We start from the raw sequence: 19,948 nt of genomic DNA, 5'->3' as shown, positions 1-19,948 counted from the left end.
CGTGTTCCCGTGCTGAGGGGTGCCGGCCCGCCAGGGGCGGGCCGGCACGTCACAGCGAGCCGGGGTCGCTTCCGCTCACCGATCCCGGCCGGCCGCTGTCACTGGCCCCGCAGCTTGCGCCAGGTGTTGGGGCCGACCTTGCCGTCGGCCGCGAGGCCCCGGCTGCGCTGGAAGGCCTTCACCGCGTCTTCCGTGGCCTTGCCGAAGTCGCCGTCGACGCCGGTCCTGCCGATGTTGAAGCCCCAGACGTTTTGCAGGAGGCACTGCACCTCGCGCACCTTGTCGCCGCGGTCGCCCCGGTCGGTGTAGGGCGTGCCGTCCTCGTAGCCGCAGTACCAGCCGGAGGCCGCCGCCGTGGCCGCCGTGGCGGCCGCCCCCGCTCCGGCCGGGGCGGCCGAGGCGACTCCGGCCGTGCCCATCAGGACGGCGGCGGCCAGAGCACCGCCCGACAGCAGTACGGCGGACTTCTTGATGGTGATCATGTTTCTCCCCTTCATGACATGACAGGTCGCCGGGACCGGCCGGCCCGAGCGCGCCCCTCGAAGGCGCGGGCCGGGACACGTCCCGTGCGCAAAGGTGTCGCTCCGTACCGGGTGCCGGGTGCTGGGTGCCGGGCCGGGTGCCGGGTGCGACAGACAGGAACGCTATGCGGGCGGCCGATGTCCACTCGTCGCCCGACGGGTTGAACCCCTGTCTCAACCCCTCAGCCCAGTCCCGCCGACTGTGCAACCACGGCATGAGATCGGGCCCGTGGCATGTACAACCACAGCCGCAGCGCAATCCGGCCAGCCGGCATCGCGTATGCGCGACCGATGCAGGATCGCCTTTGTTCCGCCCGGCCGGCGCGCCGCCCGAAGGCTGGAGGCCGGTGCGTCATCGGGGAGCGAGGTCGCCCCGTGCGGGCATCACTTTTGGCCGCCGCCGTCGTCGTCGTCGTCGACGACGACGACGACGACGACGACGACGGCCCGGCTCGTCCGGCAGCCGGGCGCAGGGTGTCGGCGGCGGCCCGGTCGTCGATGGCGTCCGGCATGCGGCGCGCTCAGCGTCCTCGCCCCGTGCGGCGGCCAGGACGCCGGAAGGGACCGCAGGCTGACTGGGGCATGCCTTTCGGATCTTGTCGGCCGGGCCAGATCCGAAAGACACGCCCTAGCCGCCCCCTCCGCCTCCGCCGCATCCGCTGCCGCAGCTGTAGCCCCCGGCTCCGCTGATGCCGATGCCGGAGGACCCGCCCCGGCCGCGGTTCCGGGGGCCGGGGCGGCGCCGGGGCGCGGGGCGGGTGGTGCGCTTGACGTGGAGTTCGAGCAGGACGGCCGGCCCGAGGGCCTGCTCCAGAGCCGCGAGGAGCTGTCGGGCGTCGGTGTCCGGGAGGAGGACAGCCCTGCAGACGTCGGAGTCGTCCCGGATCAGGCGCAGCGTGAGGGCGCGGGTGGCCGGGAGGGGGTCCCCGGCGTACGGCTCCTCGATCTCCTGCTCCAGGCGCAGGCGGTCCGGCTCCTCCAACGGCCGCCACGGACCGCTCCCCAGGCCGCGCACCAGGCACACCGCGGGGGGATCGCCGACGGCGGAGAACCTGATCCGGTACACCCGGAAGCAGGCCTCGGCCAGTGCGCCCGCGAAGCCCACCACGACGGCTGCGGACACCGTCCAGAGGGCAACCACCCCCACCGTGGCCCAGCCGGCGCCGGAGAAGAGCACGATCACCGCCACCGGCAGGACCAGAGCGAGCCCGAGAAGACCCGTACCGAGCGCGGTCAGCGCCGCGCTCCCCGTCGAGCGCGGCACGGTGAGCCAGGAGGCGCCGCCCGCCCGCAGTACCACGTCCGTCGTCCCCGACTCGCCCCGCTCCACGCCGCCGGGCTCCCCCGGGCTGTGTGCCGTCATTGCCTCACAGTAGGTCTGACGCGGTGTGACTGACCAGATGCCGTACGTGAGACACCTCGGTACGCCCGGCACCGCGCCACGGGGCGTCAGCCCGGGAAGGAGAAGTAGAGCGCCTCGCTGTAGAAGGACGCGAAGTGCGTCTCCCAGTCGGCGCGGACCGAGGCCAGCCAGTCGTCGTTCTGGCCGGCGATCGCGGCTTCCGCCTTGGCCACGGCGTCGGGGATGTCCTCGGAGGCCAGACGCCGCACGCTCGCTGCCGGGTCGTCGCCCGACATCGAGATGATCTCCCCGGTCTCGAGGACGAAGTACTTCGCCTGCTGCTTCTCAAGGTGGGCCGTGCTCCTGGCAACGCATTCGGCGAACTCGGCGTCGTCCTCCAGGCCCTTGCCGACCGCGTGCAGGAGGTCGCGGAGCAGGGCCGCCCCGTCGGCGTAGTCCGCGGCGATGCCGATCGGAGGGTTCCAGATCATGGACGGGACGATCGTCGTTCCGCGCCCCACCATGAGCTTGTGCGCGAGCGGGATGTCCCAGTTGTGCTCGGAGATGCATCGGATCCGCTTGGGGAGCCCTGCCTCGTTCGGCATCGAGTCCGCGGAGTAGAGATATGAACGGTTTGCCATGGTGGCGACGCTAACACCGGGGACCGACAACGCCGGCGCCATCGGAATCCTTTCACGTACCGGTGCCGGCCGAGCCCGTCGTGGTGCGCGGCCCCGCACGGCTCAGCCGCTGGCAACCTCGTTGACGAAGCCGCCCACTTCAGCCCCACCGGTCTGCCGGTCGAGGTCGGGCTGACGGCGGGCACGCCGGGCCGGGGACCTGAGCTGACGGTCCGCGACCACGGCCTCGGCATCTCCCCGCAGCACCTCCCTCACGTCTTCGACCGCGAGAACCGGGCGAGCCCCTCAGGGGAGCCCGTCCTGGGTCGCACCGATGTGGGTCCAGTCCCCGAACTGCCCTGCGGGGAAGTCCATGAGGTTGATGAAGTCGCCACTGCCGTCGAGCTCGCCAGATGCGGCGGCCCGCGTCTGCTTGTTGTAGAAGAACAGCCGGCGGTTGGTGGGCACGATGTGGGTCCACTTCCCGAACTGTCCGGCGGGGAAGTCCTTCAGACTGACGAAGTCGCCGCCCGCGTCGAGCCTCCCCGTCCCCGCCGCCCGCGTGTCCTTGCTGTAGAAGAAGAGCTTCGAGGCCCCTCCGTCGAAGACGATGTGGGTCCACTCCCCGAACTGCCCCGCCGGGAAGTCCACCAGGTTGATGAAGTCCCCGCCGTCGTCGAGCTCACCCGATCCGGCCGCCCGGGTGCCCTTGCTGTAGAAGAAGAAGCGGGCGAGGAGATCACCGCCGGCGAACAGAACGTGGCTCCAGTCCCCGAACTGCCCGGCGGGAAAGTCCACCAGGTTGAAGAATTCACCACTGGCATCGAGTCGGCCGGTTCCGGCTGCCCGCGTGCCCTCGCTGTAGAAGAAGACCTGGACGCCGTCGGGCGAAATGTGGGTCCAGTCCCCGAACTGCCCGGCAGGGAAGTCCTTCAGATTGACGAAGTCGCCACCCGCGTCGAGCCTCCCCGTCCCCGCCGCCCGGGTGTCCTTGCTGTAGAAGAAGAGCTGGCCGCCACCGGGCACGATGTGCGTCCAGTCCCCGAACTGCCCGGCGGAGAAGTCCTTCAGGTTGACGAAGTCGCCACTGCCGTCGAGCCTGCCCGATCCGGCGACTCTCGTCTCCTGGCTGTAGAAGAAGAGCATGATCCGTCCTCCTGTTCTCGCACTCCGGCTTCATTCGGAATTCAAGAGTTCAGGGGCCACTCTTTGAGCCGTCAACGGCCCCGATCTTTCCCCCTTCTGAGCCTATGTCAGGAATGATGCCGATGCGACTCATGTAAATGTTGAAGGTTGATCGGTTGCGCGGGCCTCGGATGGGGCCCAGACGGGCAGATCTTGACCCTCACGCAGCGTCAGGCGGCTGGGCGGTGTGAGCAGGGCCGACTCGGCCTCGCTCTGCATCACGAGTCGTTCGAGGAAGCAGAGGATGAGCGTGGCGCTGCGCCTTCTGAGGGGGTGAGCCGCTGCGATTTCTCGCCCCGGATCCGCCGCAAGGGCATGTGAAAGGCATCCGCAGAGGGCACTGTGCGGCGGTCGCAACAACTGAACGTGACGCTCAAGTTGAGGACATGGCGATCAACTTCTAGGCTTGACAAGAGAGAGTCGCCCCAATTCGCACTATTACCGTTTCAACGAAACGCCAGCTGGTGCGCCATGACGATCTGGTCCGATTTCGGTTTCACCCAAAGTCCCTACGACACGGACTCCCTGCCCCCGACCGCAACAGGGGAAAGGCTCCTCGTGGGGCGCGAGCGTCACATACGACGCCTGATCAACCGACTGGCTTCATCTTCGAGCCACGTAACAATAGAAGGCGAAGCCGGCGTCGGAAAGACGAGCCTCATCACCATAGCCAACTATCGCATGAAGCGGAATAGCGACAAGGCCAGAGGGCCACTTATGCTGCCCCTTGGAGAGGAGTTTCAACTCACCACCAAAGACGGCGTGAAGCTCCTCGAATCAAAAGTATATCGGGCGATCGCAGAGGCGTTCATTCAATACAGGGACGAATTGAACGCATGGGGCTATGGCGCACCCAAAGTGAAAGACGTCAACAAGTGGATGAACTCGCCCATTGTCAGATCCATGTCGGGCGGAGCTTCGATTGCCGGTATTGGCATTTCGGGCTCCAGAAGCGAATCCTTGAACTCTTCGGCAGCCTTTGCGGAGGCGGGCCTCGCCAAGACGGTTCGAAGCTGGATACACACCTGCTTCGACCCTCCAGGTTCCGGATATTTCGTCTGCGTGCTGGACAATCTGGAACTCTTGGTCAGCTCAACTTCGGCACGGCAAGCACTTGAAGAGATTCGCGACACGATCCTCGCAGAACCGGGCTTGAGGTGGGTCATCTGTGGCGCACGGGGGGTCGTACGCACAGCGGCAGCCTCGCCTCGCCTTCAAGGCCGTTTGTGCCACCCCATCGAAGTTGAACCGTTGCCCATGGATGACGCCATACGCGCACTTGAATCCAGAATAGCGGAATACACGATGGGAGGGGCGCCCCCGGTCGGCCCCATCGGATTTCGATACCTCTACGAGATACTGAAATGCAATCTCAGGAACACCCTTCAAAAGTGCGAGGATTTCAGCTTCTGGCTACACGACGAAGGAATCGTCGATGCAGATGATTTGGAACATGTCGCACTACTCGAATCCTGGCTGACACTCCGATCCGACGAATATGCAAACAACGCCAACATCTCCGGATCCGGCTGGGGACTTCTGGATGACATGGCCAGCGGCGGAGGATCTTGCAACTTTGAGGACTGTGAGGCATTTGGCTTTTCGGACGCTCGGGAAATGAAGCGATGCGCAGAGGAGCTCGAACGTCAAAATTTGATCGAGATGGCACCCGGGGACACCGGGATCGACGCAGCCTTCGTCGCTCCCAATGGGTGGCTCGCCCGATTCTCCAGATCTGGATATCAGATCCCGCGCAGCTGAGCGGCATCCGCAGATACCACCGAACCACGGATCACAGTCGCTGCGTGTGAGAACGGCGACGAAATCTGCCGAGTCGCTGCTCGACGGCGACGGCGACGGCAACGAGCGCGGCCACACTCGACTGCCGCGTCTGCAACGGGACCTAGGACGTCGTTTCTTGTGGCGGTTCCCAGGGTCACGGGCCATGCGGCGCATGACGAGCAGGCCGGTCAGCTCCGGTGCTCGACGGGATCGGTGCCCGCGGAAGCATTGCCGCTCGGCGGCGCCTACGACCTTTCCGACGACCTCGGGCCAGTCGTCGAGGGGTTTCTGGCCGACAGCGAGCCGGGCGTCACGGGCTGGTCGTGCCTGGAAGGCGTGCAGAACCACTCGGAGCCGACCGCGGCCGAGCGAGAGGCGGTGCCCATCCGGATCTGGGCAAGCAAGCGTTGGAGCCTCCTCACGCTGACTGGCTGTGCGCGTCCGCATGGACGAGACGGCGGTGGCAGATGAGGGCCGCGGAAATACCCGCGGAGGCAACGTGCTCGGCCTTGCGCTCGTATCGCCGGTGCAGGCGACGGCAGCCGGCCAGCCAGGACATCGTGCGTTCCACGACCCGGCGATGGCTGCCCAGGCGTTGGGAGGACTCGATGCCACGGCGGACAATCCGCAGCACCACGATGCCGTGCTTGCGCAGCCACTGCCGCAGATGGTCGTCGTCGTAGCCCTTGTCGCCGTCCAGTTTGGGCGGGCGACGCCGGCCCGGTCCACGGCGCGAGCGGATCGGTGCGCCATGTGCAGCCCGACGTCGCCACGAACACGATCGCGGCCGGCACCTCACGGTCCCCGGCCCTCCGACGTCCCCACCCTGCGGCCGATGCACCACCGTCGGCGGCACTACCCGCCGAAACAGCTCCCACAGCTCGTCCGGCACCCACTGCTCAACAAGACGGTCCGCGTCTCGTCAACGCCCGCCCTGCACCAAAGGAAACGGCGTCTGGGCGCGCCCCGACTTCACGGCCTGGCTCACGCACGACGCGGCCGTCTGCTCGCTGCGCCCGAGCACCGGCAAGGCCGGCGGGGAGGGGTGGCGCGGCCGGGCGCGCCACCCCCGGGGTCACTTCGTCTGGTAGACGCCGAAGACGTCGAGCACCAGGTCGGCGTCCTCGTGGCCCTGGTTCCAGAAGGTGATGACGCCGTGGTCGCCGTCGCTCGCCTGGACCAGGTTGGGGACGGTGTCGCCCGTCGTCCAGTTGAGGGTGGAGGAGACGGGGCGCGGTCCGGCGGGTCCGGCGGGCGCGCCCTCCGCCGGCAGCGCGTAGGGGCTCGGGGCGACCGAGAGGAATCCGGTGCCGCGGGTCTCGGTGACGGTGGCGTTCAGGACGTACGCCTCGACGCCCGTCGCCGCCTCGGGGGTGAACCCCTTCGTGATGAACTCCCGGGCCCGGAACCTGCCGCCGGGCCAGCCGTACGCCTCCTCGCGGGTGTCGAGCGTGCGGAAGGGGGTGAAGGGCAGGAAGGCGGCCTTGCTGTCCGGGCTGTAGTAGCCGACGACGTCGACCACGACGTGGGTCGGGGACCAGGCCCCGTTGAAGATCTTGATCGTGCCGTCCGCGGCCACCGGCACGATCACCGCGTTGGCCACGGTCTGCCCGGGTACGAAGTTCAGGTTCGACGCCGTCGGTACCGGCCCCGTGCCGGAGTAGGCGGTCATGTGGCCGGGCCCCTCGGGTTCGGTCACCGTGACGTTCAGCGCCACCGCGGTGACGTTCTGGGGCACGCCCTGCAGGCCGCCGATCCCGGTGGTCAACGCGCTGCGGGCGGCGAGCTTTCCGCGGGCCGTGCCGACGCCCTCACGGGTGTCGACGAACCGGGCGGGTGTCATCGAGGTGTAGCCGCTCGCCGAGGCCCGGGTGAAGTAGCCGGTGACGTCGGCGATCAGGTCGACCGGCTGCCAGCCGCCGTTGAAGATCTCCACGTACCCGTCCTCACCGACGGGGACGATCACCATGTTCGGGACGGACCGGCCGGCCGTGTAGTTGAGGTTCGAGGTGTTCGGGCGGTCATAGCCGGCTCCGGGCCACACGGTCACGTGGCCGCTGTCGACTGTCTCCGTGACGGTGACGTTGAGGGCGACGGCGGTGACGCCCGCCGGGACGGAGGCGTTGCCGGCCACCTTGACGCGGGTGGAACCCTGTCCCGCGACCTTGCCCGCCGCCGTCACTCCCGTTCCGTTGCGGGTGTCGAGGAGGCGGGTCGGGGTGTGCGGGGTGAAGTCGGCGCCGGGGGTGAGGAACGCACCGCCGTTGGTGGCCTGGACCGCGTTGGCGGTGTCGGTCACCTTGACCTGCACCTGGTACTCGCCGGACTTGTCGTAGATGTGGGAGGCGTGCAGTTCGTAGTTCCCCTGGGCGGTGAACGTGTCGGTCTTCCCGTCGCCCCAGTCGACGACGATGTCGAGGGCGAAGTCCGCGCTCGTGATCAGGGCGGTGAGCTCGATCCCGTGCGCGGTGTAGCTGGTGCCGCTGACGTCGACGGCGAGGGTCGGATTGGCACCCGCGTCGAGTGCGGCCTGCGCGGTCGGTGCGGCTTCCGCGGCTTCCGCGGCCTGTGCGGTCGGTGCAGTCGGTGCAGTCGGTGCGGTCGGTTCGGCCTGCGCGGTCTGGGCCTTCTGCGGTGCGGCGGTTTTGGTGTTCGCCTTGGCCTTTCCGTCGGTGGCTGTGGGCAGGGTGGTACGGATCGTGCGGTCAGCGGGGCTGTGGAAGCCCTCGGACGTGGATGCCTCGGCGATCGCCTCGGCCACGCCGGCCGCGACAGGTACGGGATCCGCCGCCTGCGCGATGCCCGGGATGATGCCGAGACCGGCCGCCACGAGGGCAGCGGTCATTACGAGTCGGTGGTTGCGCACCGGCCCCCCAGTTGTGGTGATGAGCGAAGAGGGGCCACCGTATGGAAGGTTCCGGCCAAGGGTCACGGGGTTCTGGCACGATTCACTCCATAGGGGCCAACGCTTTACCCGCTGTGCGGTTTGCGATCGACAGAGGGGCGTCTGCTGTTCCGTAGAGCCTCCGGCTCGTGCGGGGTGTCCGGGTAGCTGTGTGAGGCAACGCCAGCACACCGTCCGGACCGGTGAACTCGGCGGCCGGCGACTCGAAGTGGCTTTGATCTCGGCTATGACCGCAGGGGTGTGGCTCGTCACGATCCGGCCGATCGTGGCCACGCCGGAACCTTGTCCGGTGCAGGAGGAGTGGCCTTCGGGAGCCAGGGCCGGCAGGGGAGTCTGAGACCGACGTGGTTGAGGACCATGGTGCCGGCCACGGCGTCGAACTCGTCGTCGGCGAACGGCGAACGGGGCAGGGCGGCCACCCGCACCCCGGCTTCCGGAGCCGCAGGCGTGGCCGTCCCCGTCCCCACATCGGGTACGCACACGCCTTCCCGGACTCCGGCAGCGTCGAGGAGGCCAGGCAGCGGATACGCGCAGAGCTTGGCGAATCCGCGGCATGGGCATCGGCCCGTCCCGCCCACGCACGCCGCTCGGACCGATCGAACGCCGTCGGTATGACTCGTCCCCTCCCAGAAGCAACCACCGCCGCGCGAAGGGCTCGGCCGGCCCCGAGAGCAACCCGTAGATGATCAACAACGGCAGGGGATCGGGACCGCACCCTGAGCCTGGGCGTTGTCTTCTGGCGTCACGGAAGTGCTGCAGGCAGAGTGAGCGGATGACAGACACTTCCGGAGGCCCTGTTTCTGCGAGCGCCGACGACCGCCAGGCGGTGGAGTACGTCCTCGGTCGCCCCTTGAGGCAGTCATGGCCGCCGGGTGCACTGGCACCGGGCAGCCGGGTCAGGGTCGTTCGCGCGCAGGACTGGGACGGCCCCTGGCAGGTCGAGTTCACCGGAGTCGTCGATGCCATGGGCGCGCCAGAACCCAACGAGCATGCCCAGGCGTTCGCCGGCGAGTTGAGGTACTGGGTCACCTTCGACACGCCGCAGCGTGACAGCGGTGGGGACGGCCCCTATCGCAAGGCCCTGATCTGGGATCGCCACCTGCGGGCCGAACCCGGTGGACCGGACACCCCCTGAGCGTGATGGACACCGGTCAGGGCCGTCACCCGCGCGGGTGACGGCCCTGGGGCGTGCGCCGGTCAGGCGTTCAGCCGATGTCAGGCGTTCGCTCCGGCGCGGCGCATGCGTGCGGCGAGCAGCAGGCCGGCGCCGGCGACGAGCGCGGTACCCGCGCCGCCCGCGATGAAGGTGGTGTTGTCGCCGGCGCCCGTGGTGGCGAGGGGAGCGCCGTTGCCGCCCTGGGCGGCGACGGCGGTGTTGCCCGAGCCGGAGCCGCTGCCGCTGCCGCTGCCGCTGCCGGTGCCGGTGCCGGTCGACGAGGTACCACCGCCGGAGCCGGAGCCGTCGCCCTGGTCCTGGCCGTCCTTGCCCGGGGCCGGCTTCTCCTTGTCCTTGGCCGCCTCGTCCTTGGCGCGGGCCTCGTGCTGGCCCGTCTTGAGGAACTCGGCCCGATCGGCGGCGGTGCCCGCCAGCGCGGCGCGGCCCGCCTTGACGAGTTCCGGACCGCCACCGTCGATGATCTTGGCGATCGCGACCCGGTTGTCCTGGTCGCGCAGCTCGTACTGCGTCACCTCCAGGAAGTGACGCAGTTCGGCCGGGGTCGGCGACCCGTTGAGGAGCTTGCTGATGGCACCGCTCAGGATCGGCCCCTCCCAGCCCTCGTCGATGCGGGACAGCTCGACCCGGTCGTCCGAAGCCTGGGCGAGGAACCGGCCCGTCTTCAGGAAGGCGACGCGGTCGGCGGGGGTGCCCTTGAGGGCCTTCTGGCCGGCTTCCTTCACCGACGAGCCGCCGGTGCTGATCAGCTTGAGGATCTCGACGCGGTTGTCCACGTCGCGCAGCTCGTGCTGGGTCACCTCGTAGAAGTGGCGCAGCTGCTCCAGAGTCGCGCCGCCGTCGAGAATGTCGTTGATGCCTTCCGTGAGGCTGGGACCTGCCTCGTGGGTGAGGCGGACGATCGCCACCCGGTAGTCGTCGAGGCGGATCTTGTGCTGGTCGACCTCGATGAACTTGCGCATGGCCTGCGGGCCGTCGGCAATGGCCTTCCGGCCGGCTTCCTTCATGTACTCGCTGGCCATCGGGTGGGCGATGATCGCGAGGATGGTCTTGCGGTCCTCTTCGGCCTGGTCGGGCACGGACTGGTCCGGCGCGGCCTGGTCCGGCGTGGTCGGAGCCGGCTGGTTGCCGGCGGCCGGGGCGTCCGAGCCCGCGGCGAACGCCGGTGACGCGATGAGGACGGCCGGAGCAAGAGCGGCGGTGGTGACCGCTGCGGCGATCCGGGACAACTTCACAGACAAACCCCCTGGAAACGTTTCTTCGCCCCAGAAGACTGTCGACCTGGGCAGATGGTTGCGCCAGGACACCAATTTTCGGCCACTCGCTTCGGCCTGCCGACGGCGATCGGCGGCTGCGGGGATGCTGACCGCATGGATGCAGCCCTCACCGGTCTCGTCGCCGTCTTCGCCACACTGGCCGGGTCCACCCTCACCTTCGTCTTCCAACGGCACATCGCGCGGCGGGCGGAACGGTTCACCCGGGACCAGCAGCTCTGGCACGAACGGATAGCCACCTACAGCGCCTTCGCCGCGGCGGTCACCGACTTCCGCCGGAGCCAGAACGACCGCTGGCACCTGGAACGGGCCGACCCGAACAGCCCTCAGTTCATCGGCGCCCGTGACGAGTCCTACCAGCGCCGGGCGGACTCGACGGCGGCGCTCTGCCGGGTTCGCCTGCTCTGCGGCGATTCCGCCCTGTTCGAGCTGGCCCAGAACGCTCTCGACGCGGCTACGGAGATCCACACGGCGCGGAGCGAGCAGGACCGGGCAGGCCGCGGCGAGACGGCGCGGCTCGCGCTGGACAGGTTCCTGATCAGCGCCGGCGGGGTCACGCAGCGGTCCAGCGCTCCGTGACCAGTGCGGCCTGTTCCTGCAGCGCCGCGATCAGTTCCTGGGCGGCGCCGGCCGAGGTGGACCGCAGTAGGGCGACGCTGATCTCCCGGGCGAGGTCAGGACTGGCCAGGGGGCGTACCGCCAGGTCGGGCCGGGGGTGTCCCAGCGCGAGCCGCGGCACGAGGGCCACGCCCGTCCCCGCCGCCACGAGGCCCTGGACCACCGCGTAGTCGTCGGTGCGCATCACGTGCAGGGGCTCGTACCCCTCCTGCGCGCACGCCCATGCGAGGACGCGGTCGCAGGGGTCGTGGGGGTCGGCCGCGCCCACCCACGCGGTGTCCCGCAGTTCACCGAGGGGAACCCGGTCGAGGGATGCGCACGGGTGGTCCTCGGGCATGACCAGGAGGAGCGGATCGGTCAGGAGCGGGTGGACCTCGAAGTCCTCTTCGAGGTCGAGGCGGTCGCCGGGCTGCGAGAAGACGAGGGCGGCATCGAGTTCGCGGGCTTTCAACCCGCGCAGCAGAAGCGGCAGTTCGCCCTCGGTGAGCGAGATGTGCACCCCTTGGCGGTGGAGCCGCTTGACCGCCGGCGCCAACAGCAGGGCGCCCGCCGTGGGGAACGTGCCGATGTGGAGGGTGCGCATGCCTCGCTCGGCGAGGCTGCGCACCTCCAGCTCGGCCTGCCGCAGTCGCTCCAGAACGGCCTCGGCGTGCGGCAGCAGGGCTTCGCCGAGTTCGGTGAGCGTGGCGCCGCGCGGTCCGCGCTGGACGAGCCGGGCGTTGAAGTGGGCTTCAAGGGCGGCGAGGTGGTGGGTGATGGTGGGCTGGCTGTAGTGCAGTGCGCGGCCGGCGGCGGCGAGCGAACCCTCCTGCGCGATGGAGCGCAGCACCTGGAGGTGCCTGACGTCGAGCATATAGACATCCTATGGAGGGGTAACGAAAAGTCCATGCTTCTTCAATGGGTCGTGGGGTGTCACGCTCCCCGGGTGAACACGCGAACGACCGATCAGCACGCCCCGTCCTCCCGCTCCTCCTCTGGATCCGGCTCCGGCTCCGGCTCCGGGCAGCTCTCCGCCCCGTACGCCGAGGCGGTGCTGCGGCACGCCGGAAGGGACTGGCTGCGGCTGAACGTCCCCGGCCACGCCGCGACGCCCGGCTCGGAACTCGCCGGCTTCTTCGGCGCGAGGGTCCCGGCCCTGGACTTCCCGCCGCTGCTCGACGGTATCGACCTCGGCCCGGACACCCCGTTGGACCGGGCCCTGCATCTGGCGGCCGAGGCCTGGGGAGCGCGGCGCACGTGGTTCCTGACGAACGGCGCTTCGCAGGGCAACCAGATCGCCTCGATGGTCGCCCCCGCGCTGGGGCGCACGCTCGTCGTGCAGCGCAGTGTGCACTCCAGCGTGATCGACGGGCTGGTGCTGTCGGGCATGGACGCCGTGTTCGTCCAACCGTCCGTCGACCCCGAGCAGGGCATCGCCCACGGTGTGACGGCGGCGGACGTGGCGGCTGCGCTCGCACGGACACCGGACGCGGCCGCCGTGTACATCGTCTCGCCGAGCTACTTCGGAGCGGTCTGCGACGTGCGCGCGATCGCGGACGCCGCCCATGCCGCGGGCGTCCCGCTGATCGTCGACGAGGCATGGGGATCGCACTTCGGCTTCCATCCCGGTCTTCCCGCGCGTGCGCTCGCGATGGGCGCGGACCTGGCGACGTCGAGTACGCACAAGCTCGCGGGCAGCCTGACGCAGTCGGCGATGCTCCACTTGTCGGAGGGACCCTTTGCGGACCGGCTCGAGCCGCTGGTGGACCGGGCGTTCCGGCTCGTCCAGTCCACCAGCGCGAGTGCCCTGCTGACCGCGTCGCTGGATCTGGCGCGCAGGCGTCTGGTCACGGACGCCGACGCGACGGGCGCCTGCGTCGAGGCCGCGGAGGGAGTGCGGGGCGCCGTCCGCGCGCTGGGCCGCTTCAAGGTGGTGAGCGACGGTTTCCACGCGTTCCCCGACATCGTCGGCGCCGACCCGCTGCGGATCGCGATCGACACCCGCGCCGGCGGGATCACGGGGCACGCGGCCAGGCGGCGGCTCTTCCGGGACCACCAGATCATGGTCGAGGTGGCGACCGACGCGTCGATCGTCGCCGTGATCGGTGCGGGGTCCGCGCCCGACACCGACCGGTTCGTCGAGGCACTGCACATGCTGCCCTCGCCGATCACGGGCTCGGCCGACGCCAGGGGCATGCTGCGGCTGCCGAATCCGGGCCCCACGAAACTCACCGCCCGCGAGGCGTTCCTGAGCCCCGCCCTGGTCGTGGACGCGGAAGACGCCGTCGGACGGATCTCCGCGGACACCCTGGCCGCGTACCCGCCGGGCATCCCCAACGTCCTGCCGGGCGAGGTCATCACCGCCGAGGTCGTCCGCTTCCTCCAGCGGACCGCGACCGCGCCGAACGGCCACGTCCGAGGCGCGCTCGACCTGGGCGTGACGCGCCTGCGCGTCGTCGCCTGAGCCGGGCACCGGGCGGCACCGGCGTTCCGCCCGCCGCCCCCGCGACCACGACCACGACCACGCCCGTTCCTGTTCCTGTTCCCTCCGTATCCCCCGTCACCCCCACCGTCCCCGAGAGAGAGCACAAGCCATGGCCACACGCAGACCGACCCGACGGACGCTCGCCACCGTCCTCGCCGCAACCACCGCCTCCCTGCTGCTGAGTGCCTGCGGCGACCAGACCGCAGCGGGCCAGGGCATCGACGGATCCGGCGCCGGGGCCGGATCCGGAGCCGGAGCCGGAGCCGGAGCCGGAGCCGCCAAGAGTGACGCTCCGCTGTTCGCCAAGCTGCCCGCGGACATCCGGGCAGCCGGTGTCATCAAGGTCGGCACGGACGCCACCTACGCCCCGATGGAGTTCGTCGAGAACGGAAAGATCGTCGGCGTCGACCCGGACGTCGCCGCCGCCCTCGGCAAGCACCTGGGCGTGAGGTTCGAGTTCACCAGCGGCACTTTCGACAGCCTCATCACCTCCCTCAACTCCGGACGCCAGGACATCGTGATGTCGTCGATGAACGACACCCTGGCCCGCCAGCAAGGCCTGGACGACAAGGGGCAGAAGACCGGCAACGGCGTCGACTTCGTGGACTACTTCGTCGCGGGCACCGTCGTGTACGTCCACAAGGGCAACCCCCAGCAGATCAGGTCCATCGCCGATCTCTGCGGTAAGAAGACCGCCGTACAGCGGGGCACCATCTTCGAGGAGGCGGCCAAGAACCGGTCGAAGGAGTGTGAAGCCTCCGGGAAGCCGGCCATCGCGATCGAGTCCTTCCCGACCGACGCCGAGGCACAGACGCGCGTCAAGGCGGGTGGCGCCGCCGCAGGGGTCAACGACTACCCCGTGGCCGCCTACCTGGCCCTCAAGGCCGACGGCGGAAACGCCTTCGAGGTCGTCGGCAACCAGATCGAGGCCGGCCCCTTCGGCATCGCCGTCGCCAAGGACAACCCCGAACTGCGCGACGCCCTCAAGGCGGCCCTGGCTGCCTGCATCGCCGACGGTTCGTACCGGAAGGCACTGGACAAGTGGGGCGCGGGCACGGGGGCGGTCGCCTCGGCGAACGTCAACACCGGCTCCTGACCCGACCCCGTGCACACCGAAGGGCAGTCGCAGTGACCGACGCCCTCCACCAGTCCCCCGCCAGGCCATCACGGCCGTTCCGGTGCGCCATCCCGGACGCTGGGCAGGCGGAGCCATCCTGGTCGCGCTGATGGCGCTCCTCGGGTACGCCTTCTCCCAGGACACCGAAGGGGGGCGCGGACAGCTGTCCGCGCCCCCCTTCGGTGTCCTTCGGCTGCAATGCCGACGGGATTTGAACCCGCGAGACGGCTGGGGGCAGGTCCGCCCCTTCCCCATCAATCGCCGTGGGAGGGACCTCGCCCACGGCGAGCGCATTGGACCGCTCTGCCACGGCACCGCAACCTGCGGGAACGCGCGCGCCCCCGCTCCGGCCAAGAGTAGAGACGTCGCTCGCCGCGGACGAACCCTTTTCCGGCGCACCTGCGTCGGCACCGTTCAAGTGACCGCGAAGCCGATACTGACGGCGTTGGCGATCAGGAACACGGCTGTGGTCGACAGGGCGACGACCGTGTTCGTCCGCTGTACCGACGCCCTCTCCTCGGGATCGACCCACTTGTAGAGGATGTAGGAGGTGCAGCCGACGCCGACCAGCGTGTAGAGCAAGGTGGCCAAATGGATCTGGTCGACGAGGGTCACCCCGAAAGAGGTGCCCGTCAGACTGGCGGCGCGCATGCTCACGACCACGCTGAAGAGGGATGCGCCGAGGATTCCGAAGCGCGCCCCCACCACGGTGATGAAATCGGAGGCCCAGATCCAGTACGAGATGAAAGAGATGAGGAACGCCACGTAGGCGTGCCCCCGACACCGAAGTCCCTGATCTTGAAACCGCCGAGACTGATGGCGTGGTCGTACCCGGAGTCCTTGCTGTCGGCCACATAGGTGAACTGCGAGGCGTTGTATTCGGAGTCCTCGATCTGGATCTTCACGTCCTGTTTGCCGAACGGGTACTCGCTCAGATCGAATTGCTGACGGAACGTTCCGGACACTTTCACCTGCGACCAGTATTCGTCGCCGACCTTCACCACGGATCTGTCGCTCTGGGTGACATCGGTCGCGTTGACGAACTCAAGGCGTCGGGTGGCGTCGAGGGCATCGGTCGGGCACACGCTCCACAGCCAGAAATCCGCCTTGATGGTCCGTGGTGAAACATCCAGCCCGTAGAGGTCCGTGACATAGGCCCCGACTCGACAGCTGGGGGGCACGGCCGCGCTCGCAGGGACCGATGGTCCCATGACGGCGAGGAACCCCGTCGTGCAAAGCACCAGGGAGATCAGTCTTCGCCGTACCCCGCCTCCCGGCCCGCCTTTCCGGAGGCCTGTGCCGGACCGGCGGTCCCCGCCTGCTCGGCCCCTCAGCGGCTCGCCCACTCGGCCGCCTTCCGCAGTAGGGCGCCACGGCCCCGGCCCGGGACGGTCCACAGGGCTTGACCTCGGACGCCCCAGCGCTTCAGGAGGGCGTTCGCGGCCAGGAAGCCGGTGGTGGCCGCCCGTTCCATCAGTGCCACCGGGAGGTCGGTGCGGACACAGTCCCCGGCCACCAGCAGGCCGGGATCGGACGTGTGGACGGTGGGGCGGTCGGCGTAGCCGCCCACGGGGAACAGCGGGCAGTCCTCCCGCCATTCGTGCCGGGCGTCGACGACCGTGGCGGCGCGGGTCTCCGGGTACACGCGGTGGAGCTGCTCGACGAGGTGACGCTGCTCGGCGGTGCGCGCGGCGCGCGGGTCCACCGCGTAGGCATGGAGTTCCACGACGGATCCCCCGGTGCGTGCCGCCCAGCGGGCCGCCTCGTCCTCCCAGCGGTCCAGCACGCTGATGTTGTCGAGGCCGCCGAATCCGCTGGTTCCCAGGAATCCGGGACGGTCGGGGGCGACGGGCCGGTCCAGCCACAGCCGGGTGACCAGGAAGGGCGGGGCGGGGCGCAGGCGTGCCACGCGCTGCCGCCAGGCGGGGTCGCCCAGCTGTTCCGAGCGGGCGGCCAGGGATCGCAGGCCGGTGGCGTCCAGGGCGAGGACCACGGCGTCGTACCGGTGCTCGTCGCGGCCTCCCGCGACGTCGAACCCGGCGGCGCCGGCCGGTGTGACGTGCTCGACGGGACTGCTCGTCCGCACCTCGGCGCCGTGCCGCTCCAGGTATCGGGCCAGGGGCTCCCACAGCGCCGCCGGATAGGCCGAGCGCGGCACGTCGAACAGCAGGCCCTCGGCGGAGCCGAGGAAGTAGATGTGGAACATCAGTGCCATCTCGGCCGCCGACAGCTGTCGCGGGTCGGCGAAGAAGCTCCGCGAGAACACCTCGAACGCCAGGTGGCGGGCCTGCGCCGGGAAGCGGATGGCCTCCAGGAAGTCGTACGCGCTGATGTCGTCGAGGCGGTGGTAGACGTCGGGTACGCGGACGTCGAGCAGCGGCAGGGCCCGGACCGGGTCCATGGCGGGCAGGTCCCGCATCCGGAAGGAGGGGCTGAGCGCCGCGAAGCCGAGCGCACTCCACGGCGGGGTGCGCGGTACGCGCCGGAAGCTGTCGCGCAGCCCGTCGGCGTGCAGGAGGGGGTAGTCGGGAAGTCCTGCGAGGCGTGCCAGGGCGGGGTCGGTTCGCCGTAGCAGGCCCCGCAGGTTGTAGTACTGCCGGAAGAACGCGTGGAAGCCGCGGCTCATGGTCACGGTGGTGCCGTCGCGCAGGCGGGTCGGCCACCCGCCCGCCCGTCCTCCGAGGTAGGGCTCGCGCTCGTACAGGGTCACCGCGACTCCCCGCTCGGCGAGGGCGGTGGCGGCGGCGAGGCCGGCGATGCCGCCGCCGACCACGGCGACCGTGTGCCGGCCGGTGGCGTGACGGGTTCCCTGGTGCGCCGGCAGGATGCGGGCTCGCCGGTCCCGGCCGCGGCGCGCCGCGGGCAGGTGTTGTGCGGGGCGGGTCATCGGGGGTCCTGCGCGTTCTGCGGGTCCTGCGGGTCCTGCGCGCGTGAGGCCACGAAGGTGTGGGTGATGCCCGTCTGCCAGCCCGGCAGGGGCAGGGCGCGGACCTGGTCGAAGCCCGCCTCGCCGATGCGGCCGGCGAATCGGTCGGCCTGGTCGAAATGGACGACGCTGTGCCACAGGTGACGGTAGAGCGGCCCGTCGCCCAGCAGGGTCGCGGCGGGCTGGACGATGCCGCGGCACACGAGCGTCCACACCGCCCGGTCGGCGCGGCGGCCGCTGAGGCTGTACTCGTGGACGCCGAGTCGTCCGCGCGGTCGCAGCACGGTGCGGACGGTGCGCAGGACGGCGTCGGGATCGGAGACGTTGCGGAAGAGGTAGGCGGCGAACACCGCGTCGAAGGGCCCGTCGACGCCCGCGTCCGCGAGGTGCTCGGCCGGTGTGTGGACGAAACGCACGCCGTCCGCCCAGGGCTTGGCGGCCGCCCGGGTCAGCATGCCCGCCGAGGCGTCCACGGCCGTGATGCCTGCGGCCGGGAGGACGGTACGGATCGCGGCCGTCGAGGCTCCGGTGCCGCAGCCGAGGTCCAGTACGCGCAGCCCCTCCCCACGGCCGGGCAGGCCGAGGCGGCGCACCGAGCGGCGCAGGTGCGCGTGGTAGCCGGGATTGGCGGCCACCAGGGCGTCGTAACTGCGGGACGCGTGGTCGAACGCGGCGGCGAGGTCCTCGTCGCGCAGCAGGGTCATAGGGTCTCCAGAACGGGTGGGGTGGGCGGAGGAGCGGGGCAGGCGGGCGCGGAAGCGGGTCAGGTGGCGGCACGGCGGGGCAGTCCGGGCAGTTCGACGGCGGTGCGCAGCATGGGGCCGACGGGTGCGTGCCGGCCGACGGCCAGGTCCTCGAACAGACTGGTGCGCCCGTCGAGGAAGCGCAGCAGCCGGACCGCCGGTACGCGGGTGAACAGCCGGCAGAACAGTTCGGGGCCGTCGACGCGGCCGCTGTCCAGGGCGCGCAGGAGTACGGAGTCCATGGCGCGGGCCCGCACGGAGTGCGCGGCCGGGGGTACGGGCCTGCGGCCCTGGCGCAGCGCGGCGGCGACGGCACGTGTCTGGCGCTGGAGTCCGGCGAAGGTGTACCCGGTGGACGGGCGGGTCGCTCCGCCGGCGGCGCCGATCCGGAACACCGACGTGCCGACCCGTCGTGGCATGGGGGCGTCCGTCATGGGGATGACGCCGGTTTCGGCCGCGACGATCTCCACGTCGCCGAGGGAGAGGGACAGGACGTCCGCGGCGTAGTGCCGCAGAGCCGCCTCGTAGCCGCTCGCCGTCAGGACGCGCGGGGAGAACTCCGTGTATTCGACGAGGGCTTCGTGGGGGCCGGTGGGCAGGACGTAGCCGAAGGAGAGTCCGGAGGCGGGCTGGGGCGTGCGGAAGTCCATCAGTTCGGCGGTCCGGGGGTCGAACGCGGGGTGGGCCGTGCGGACGAACCAGCCGTGGAAGTGCTGCAGCAGGGTGGTGCGGGCGGCCGGGAGACTGCCCAGGGGACGCGAGTCGAACACCCAGCGTGCCTCCAGGGCGCGGGCCGGGCCGCCGGGCGGGGTCATCAGCACGCGGGCTCCGCCCCCCGCGGCGGCGGGGATCTCCTCGACGGTGTCCACGGTCGCTTCCAGGCGCCGGACGTTGGGGCTGTGGGCGAGGTGCCGCGACACGAGGGACTCGAAGTCGTCGGAGCGGATCATCTTGTACCGCAGCGGCGCGATGTCGGCCTCGACGGCGGGGCCGGCGGGCGGCCTTACCCGCAGGTGCCGCCACTGCGAGCGCACCGCGGCATCGAAGCGGCCGCGTCCGGACTCCCAGAAGCACCAGGTGCGCGGCCTCGGGCGCAGCGGGCCGGGCGGCGCGTCGATGAGGATCACGGACGGGGTGAGGGCGCCGGGCACCCCGGGCAGGTGTCCGCTCAGCCGGTGGGCCAGCGACAATCCGGCGGCTCCCGCCCCGATCACCGCAACGTCCGCCTTCAGCACGGCTGCTCCCTCCATCCGATTTTTCGCCGGCACGCACCACGT

17 protein-coding genes, 1 tRNA gene and 1 pseudogene are annotated in these 19,948 nt (G+C 70.2%); 5 read left to right on the top strand and 14 right to left on the bottom strand.

The window, feature by feature from the left end:
• Positions 1-98 precede the first annotated feature (98 nt).
• The 4 genes from IG86_RS0126365 to IG86_RS0126345 all read right to left on the bottom strand — a co-directional run bounded on the left by IG86_RS0126365 (position 99) and on the right by IG86_RS0126345 (position 3,629).
• Positions 99-482 carry a peptidoglycan-binding domain-containing protein gene (locus tag IG86_RS0126365; RefSeq protein ID WP_030900152.1) on the bottom strand — a complete coding sequence of 128 codons (384 nt, stop codon included), beginning with the start codon at positions 480-482 and terminating at the stop codon, positions 99-101.
• A gap of 667 nt (positions 483-1,149) precedes the next feature.
• Entirely contained in the window at positions 1,150-1,884 is a 735-nt protein-coding gene (locus IG86_RS0126360) for a hypothetical protein (RefSeq protein ID WP_157854888.1), read from the bottom strand.
• An 86-nt stretch (positions 1,885-1,970) separates the two neighbouring features.
• Positions 1,971-2,504 (bottom strand): DUF7822 domain-containing protein, encoded by a 534-nt coding sequence (locus tag IG86_RS0126355; protein ID WP_030900149.1) that lies wholly within the window; start codon positions 2,502-2,504, stop codon positions 1,971-1,973.
• A 285-nt stretch (positions 2,505-2,789) separates the two neighbouring features.
• Positions 2,790-3,629 carry a hypothetical protein gene (locus IG86_RS0126345; protein ID WP_030828889.1) on the bottom strand — a complete coding sequence of 280 codons (840 nt, stop codon included), beginning with the start codon at positions 3,627-3,629 and terminating at the stop codon, positions 2,790-2,792.
• A 510-nt stretch (positions 3,630-4,139) separates the two neighbouring features.
• Here IG86_RS0126345 and IG86_RS43125 point away from each other — a divergent pair.
• Positions 4,140-5,429 carry a P-loop NTPase family protein gene (locus IG86_RS43125; protein WP_157854887.1) on the top strand — a complete coding sequence of 430 codons (1,290 nt, stop codon included), beginning with the start codon at positions 4,140-4,142 and terminating at the stop codon, positions 5,427-5,429.
• A gap of 439 nt (positions 5,430-5,868) precedes the next feature.
• On the opposite strand, the pseudogene IG86_RS41490 reads toward IG86_RS43125, so the two are convergent.
• Both IG86_RS41490 and IG86_RS0126335 read right to left on the bottom strand, forming a co-directional pair.
• Positions 5,869-6,342 (bottom strand): annotated as a pseudogene (locus IG86_RS41490) (transposase).
• A gap of 183 nt (positions 6,343-6,525) precedes the next feature.
• Positions 6,526-8,295: a PKD domain-containing protein gene (locus IG86_RS0126335; protein WP_030900143.1), complete on the bottom strand. Its 1,770-nt coding sequence runs from the start codon at positions 8,293-8,295 to the stop codon at positions 6,526-6,528.
• A gap of 832 nt (positions 8,296-9,127) precedes the next feature.
• Between IG86_RS0126335 and IG86_RS0126325 the strand changes: the two genes are divergently transcribed.
• A complete protein-coding gene (locus IG86_RS0126325; protein WP_244306068.1) occupies positions 9,128-9,490 on the top strand; it encodes a ferrous iron transport protein A in 363 nt (120 codons plus the stop codon).
• An 80-nt stretch (positions 9,491-9,570) separates the two neighbouring features.
• Here IG86_RS0126325 and IG86_RS0126320 read toward each other — a convergent pair whose 3' ends face one another.
• Positions 9,571-10,764 (bottom strand): ALF repeat-containing protein, encoded by a 1,194-nt coding sequence (locus tag IG86_RS0126320; protein ID WP_030900140.1) that lies wholly within the window; start codon positions 10,762-10,764, stop codon positions 9,571-9,573.
• Between the two features lie 135 nt (positions 10,765-10,899).
• On the opposite strand from IG86_RS0126320, the gene IG86_RS0126315 reads away from it, so the two are divergent.
• Positions 10,900-11,382 (top strand): hypothetical protein, encoded by a 483-nt coding sequence (locus IG86_RS0126315; RefSeq protein ID WP_030828873.1) that lies wholly within the window; start codon positions 10,900-10,902, stop codon positions 11,380-11,382.
• Here IG86_RS0126315 and IG86_RS0126310 read toward each other — a convergent pair.
• Complete coding sequence (locus IG86_RS0126310; RefSeq protein WP_030828870.1) at positions 11,357-12,274, bottom strand: LysR family transcriptional regulator; 918 nt, start codon at positions 12,272-12,274, stop codon at positions 11,357-11,359. The genes IG86_RS0126315 and IG86_RS0126310 overlap by 26 nt on opposite strands.
• A gap of 72 nt (positions 12,275-12,346) precedes the next feature.
• Between IG86_RS0126310 and IG86_RS0126305 the strand changes: the two genes are divergently transcribed.
• Positions 12,347-13,864, top strand: coding sequence for an aminotransferase class I/II-fold pyridoxal phosphate-dependent enzyme (locus IG86_RS0126305; protein ID WP_037943074.1), 1,518 nt, complete (start codon positions 12,347-12,349; stop codon positions 13,862-13,864).
• Positions 13,865-13,994: 130 nt separating this feature from the next.
• A complete protein-coding gene (locus IG86_RS0126300) occupies positions 13,995-14,981 on the top strand; it encodes an ABC transporter substrate-binding protein (RefSeq protein ID WP_030900134.1) in 987 nt (328 codons plus the stop codon).
• A 217-nt stretch (positions 14,982-15,198) separates the two neighbouring features.
• Here IG86_RS0126300 and IG86_RS43120 read toward each other — a convergent pair.
• The 6 genes from IG86_RS43120 to IG86_RS0126280 all read right to left on the bottom strand — a co-directional run bounded on the left by IG86_RS43120 (position 15,199) and on the right by IG86_RS0126280 (position 19,906).
• Positions 15,199-15,318 (bottom strand) — tRNA-OTHER (locus IG86_RS43120).
• 98 nt (positions 15,319-15,416) lie between these two features.
• Positions 15,417-15,659 (bottom strand): hypothetical protein, encoded by a 243-nt coding sequence (locus IG86_RS0126295; RefSeq protein ID WP_157854886.1) that lies wholly within the window; start codon positions 15,657-15,659, stop codon positions 15,417-15,419.
• Positions 15,656-16,213, bottom strand: a complete 558-nt coding sequence (locus IG86_RS43115) for a ligand-gated ion channel (protein WP_157854885.1) — start codon at positions 16,211-16,213, stop codon at positions 15,656-15,658. Before IG86_RS43115 ends, IG86_RS0126295 begins: the two co-directional genes overlap by 4 nt.
• 119 nt (positions 16,214-16,332) lie before the next feature.
• On the bottom strand, positions 16,333-17,889 hold the full coding sequence (locus IG86_RS0126290) for an FAD-dependent oxidoreductase (protein ID WP_030900129.1): 1,557 nt from the start codon (positions 17,887-17,889) through the stop codon (positions 16,333-16,335).
• The gene (locus IG86_RS0126285) at positions 17,886-18,632 is read right to left on the bottom strand and encodes a class I SAM-dependent methyltransferase (RefSeq protein ID WP_030900125.1); all 747 of its coding nucleotides are present in this window, start codon (positions 18,630-18,632) and stop codon (positions 17,886-17,888) included. Before IG86_RS0126285 ends, IG86_RS0126290 begins: the two co-directional genes overlap by 4 nt.
• Before the next feature lie 59 nt (positions 18,633-18,691).
• Positions 18,692-19,906, bottom strand: coding sequence for a lycopene cyclase family protein (locus tag IG86_RS0126280; protein WP_037849145.1), 1,215 nt, complete (start codon positions 19,904-19,906; stop codon positions 18,692-18,694).
• Between the last annotated feature and the right edge of the window lie 42 nt (positions 19,907-19,948).

The organism is Streptomyces virginiae (assembly GCF_000720455.1).
In the GTDB taxonomy this organism is placed as follows: Bacteria; Actinomycetota; Actinomycetes; order Streptomycetales; family Streptomycetaceae; genus Streptomyces; species Streptomyces virginiae.
Note: the sequence above shows the minus strand (reverse complement) of the source record. Positions and strands in the feature narration are given on the sequence as shown.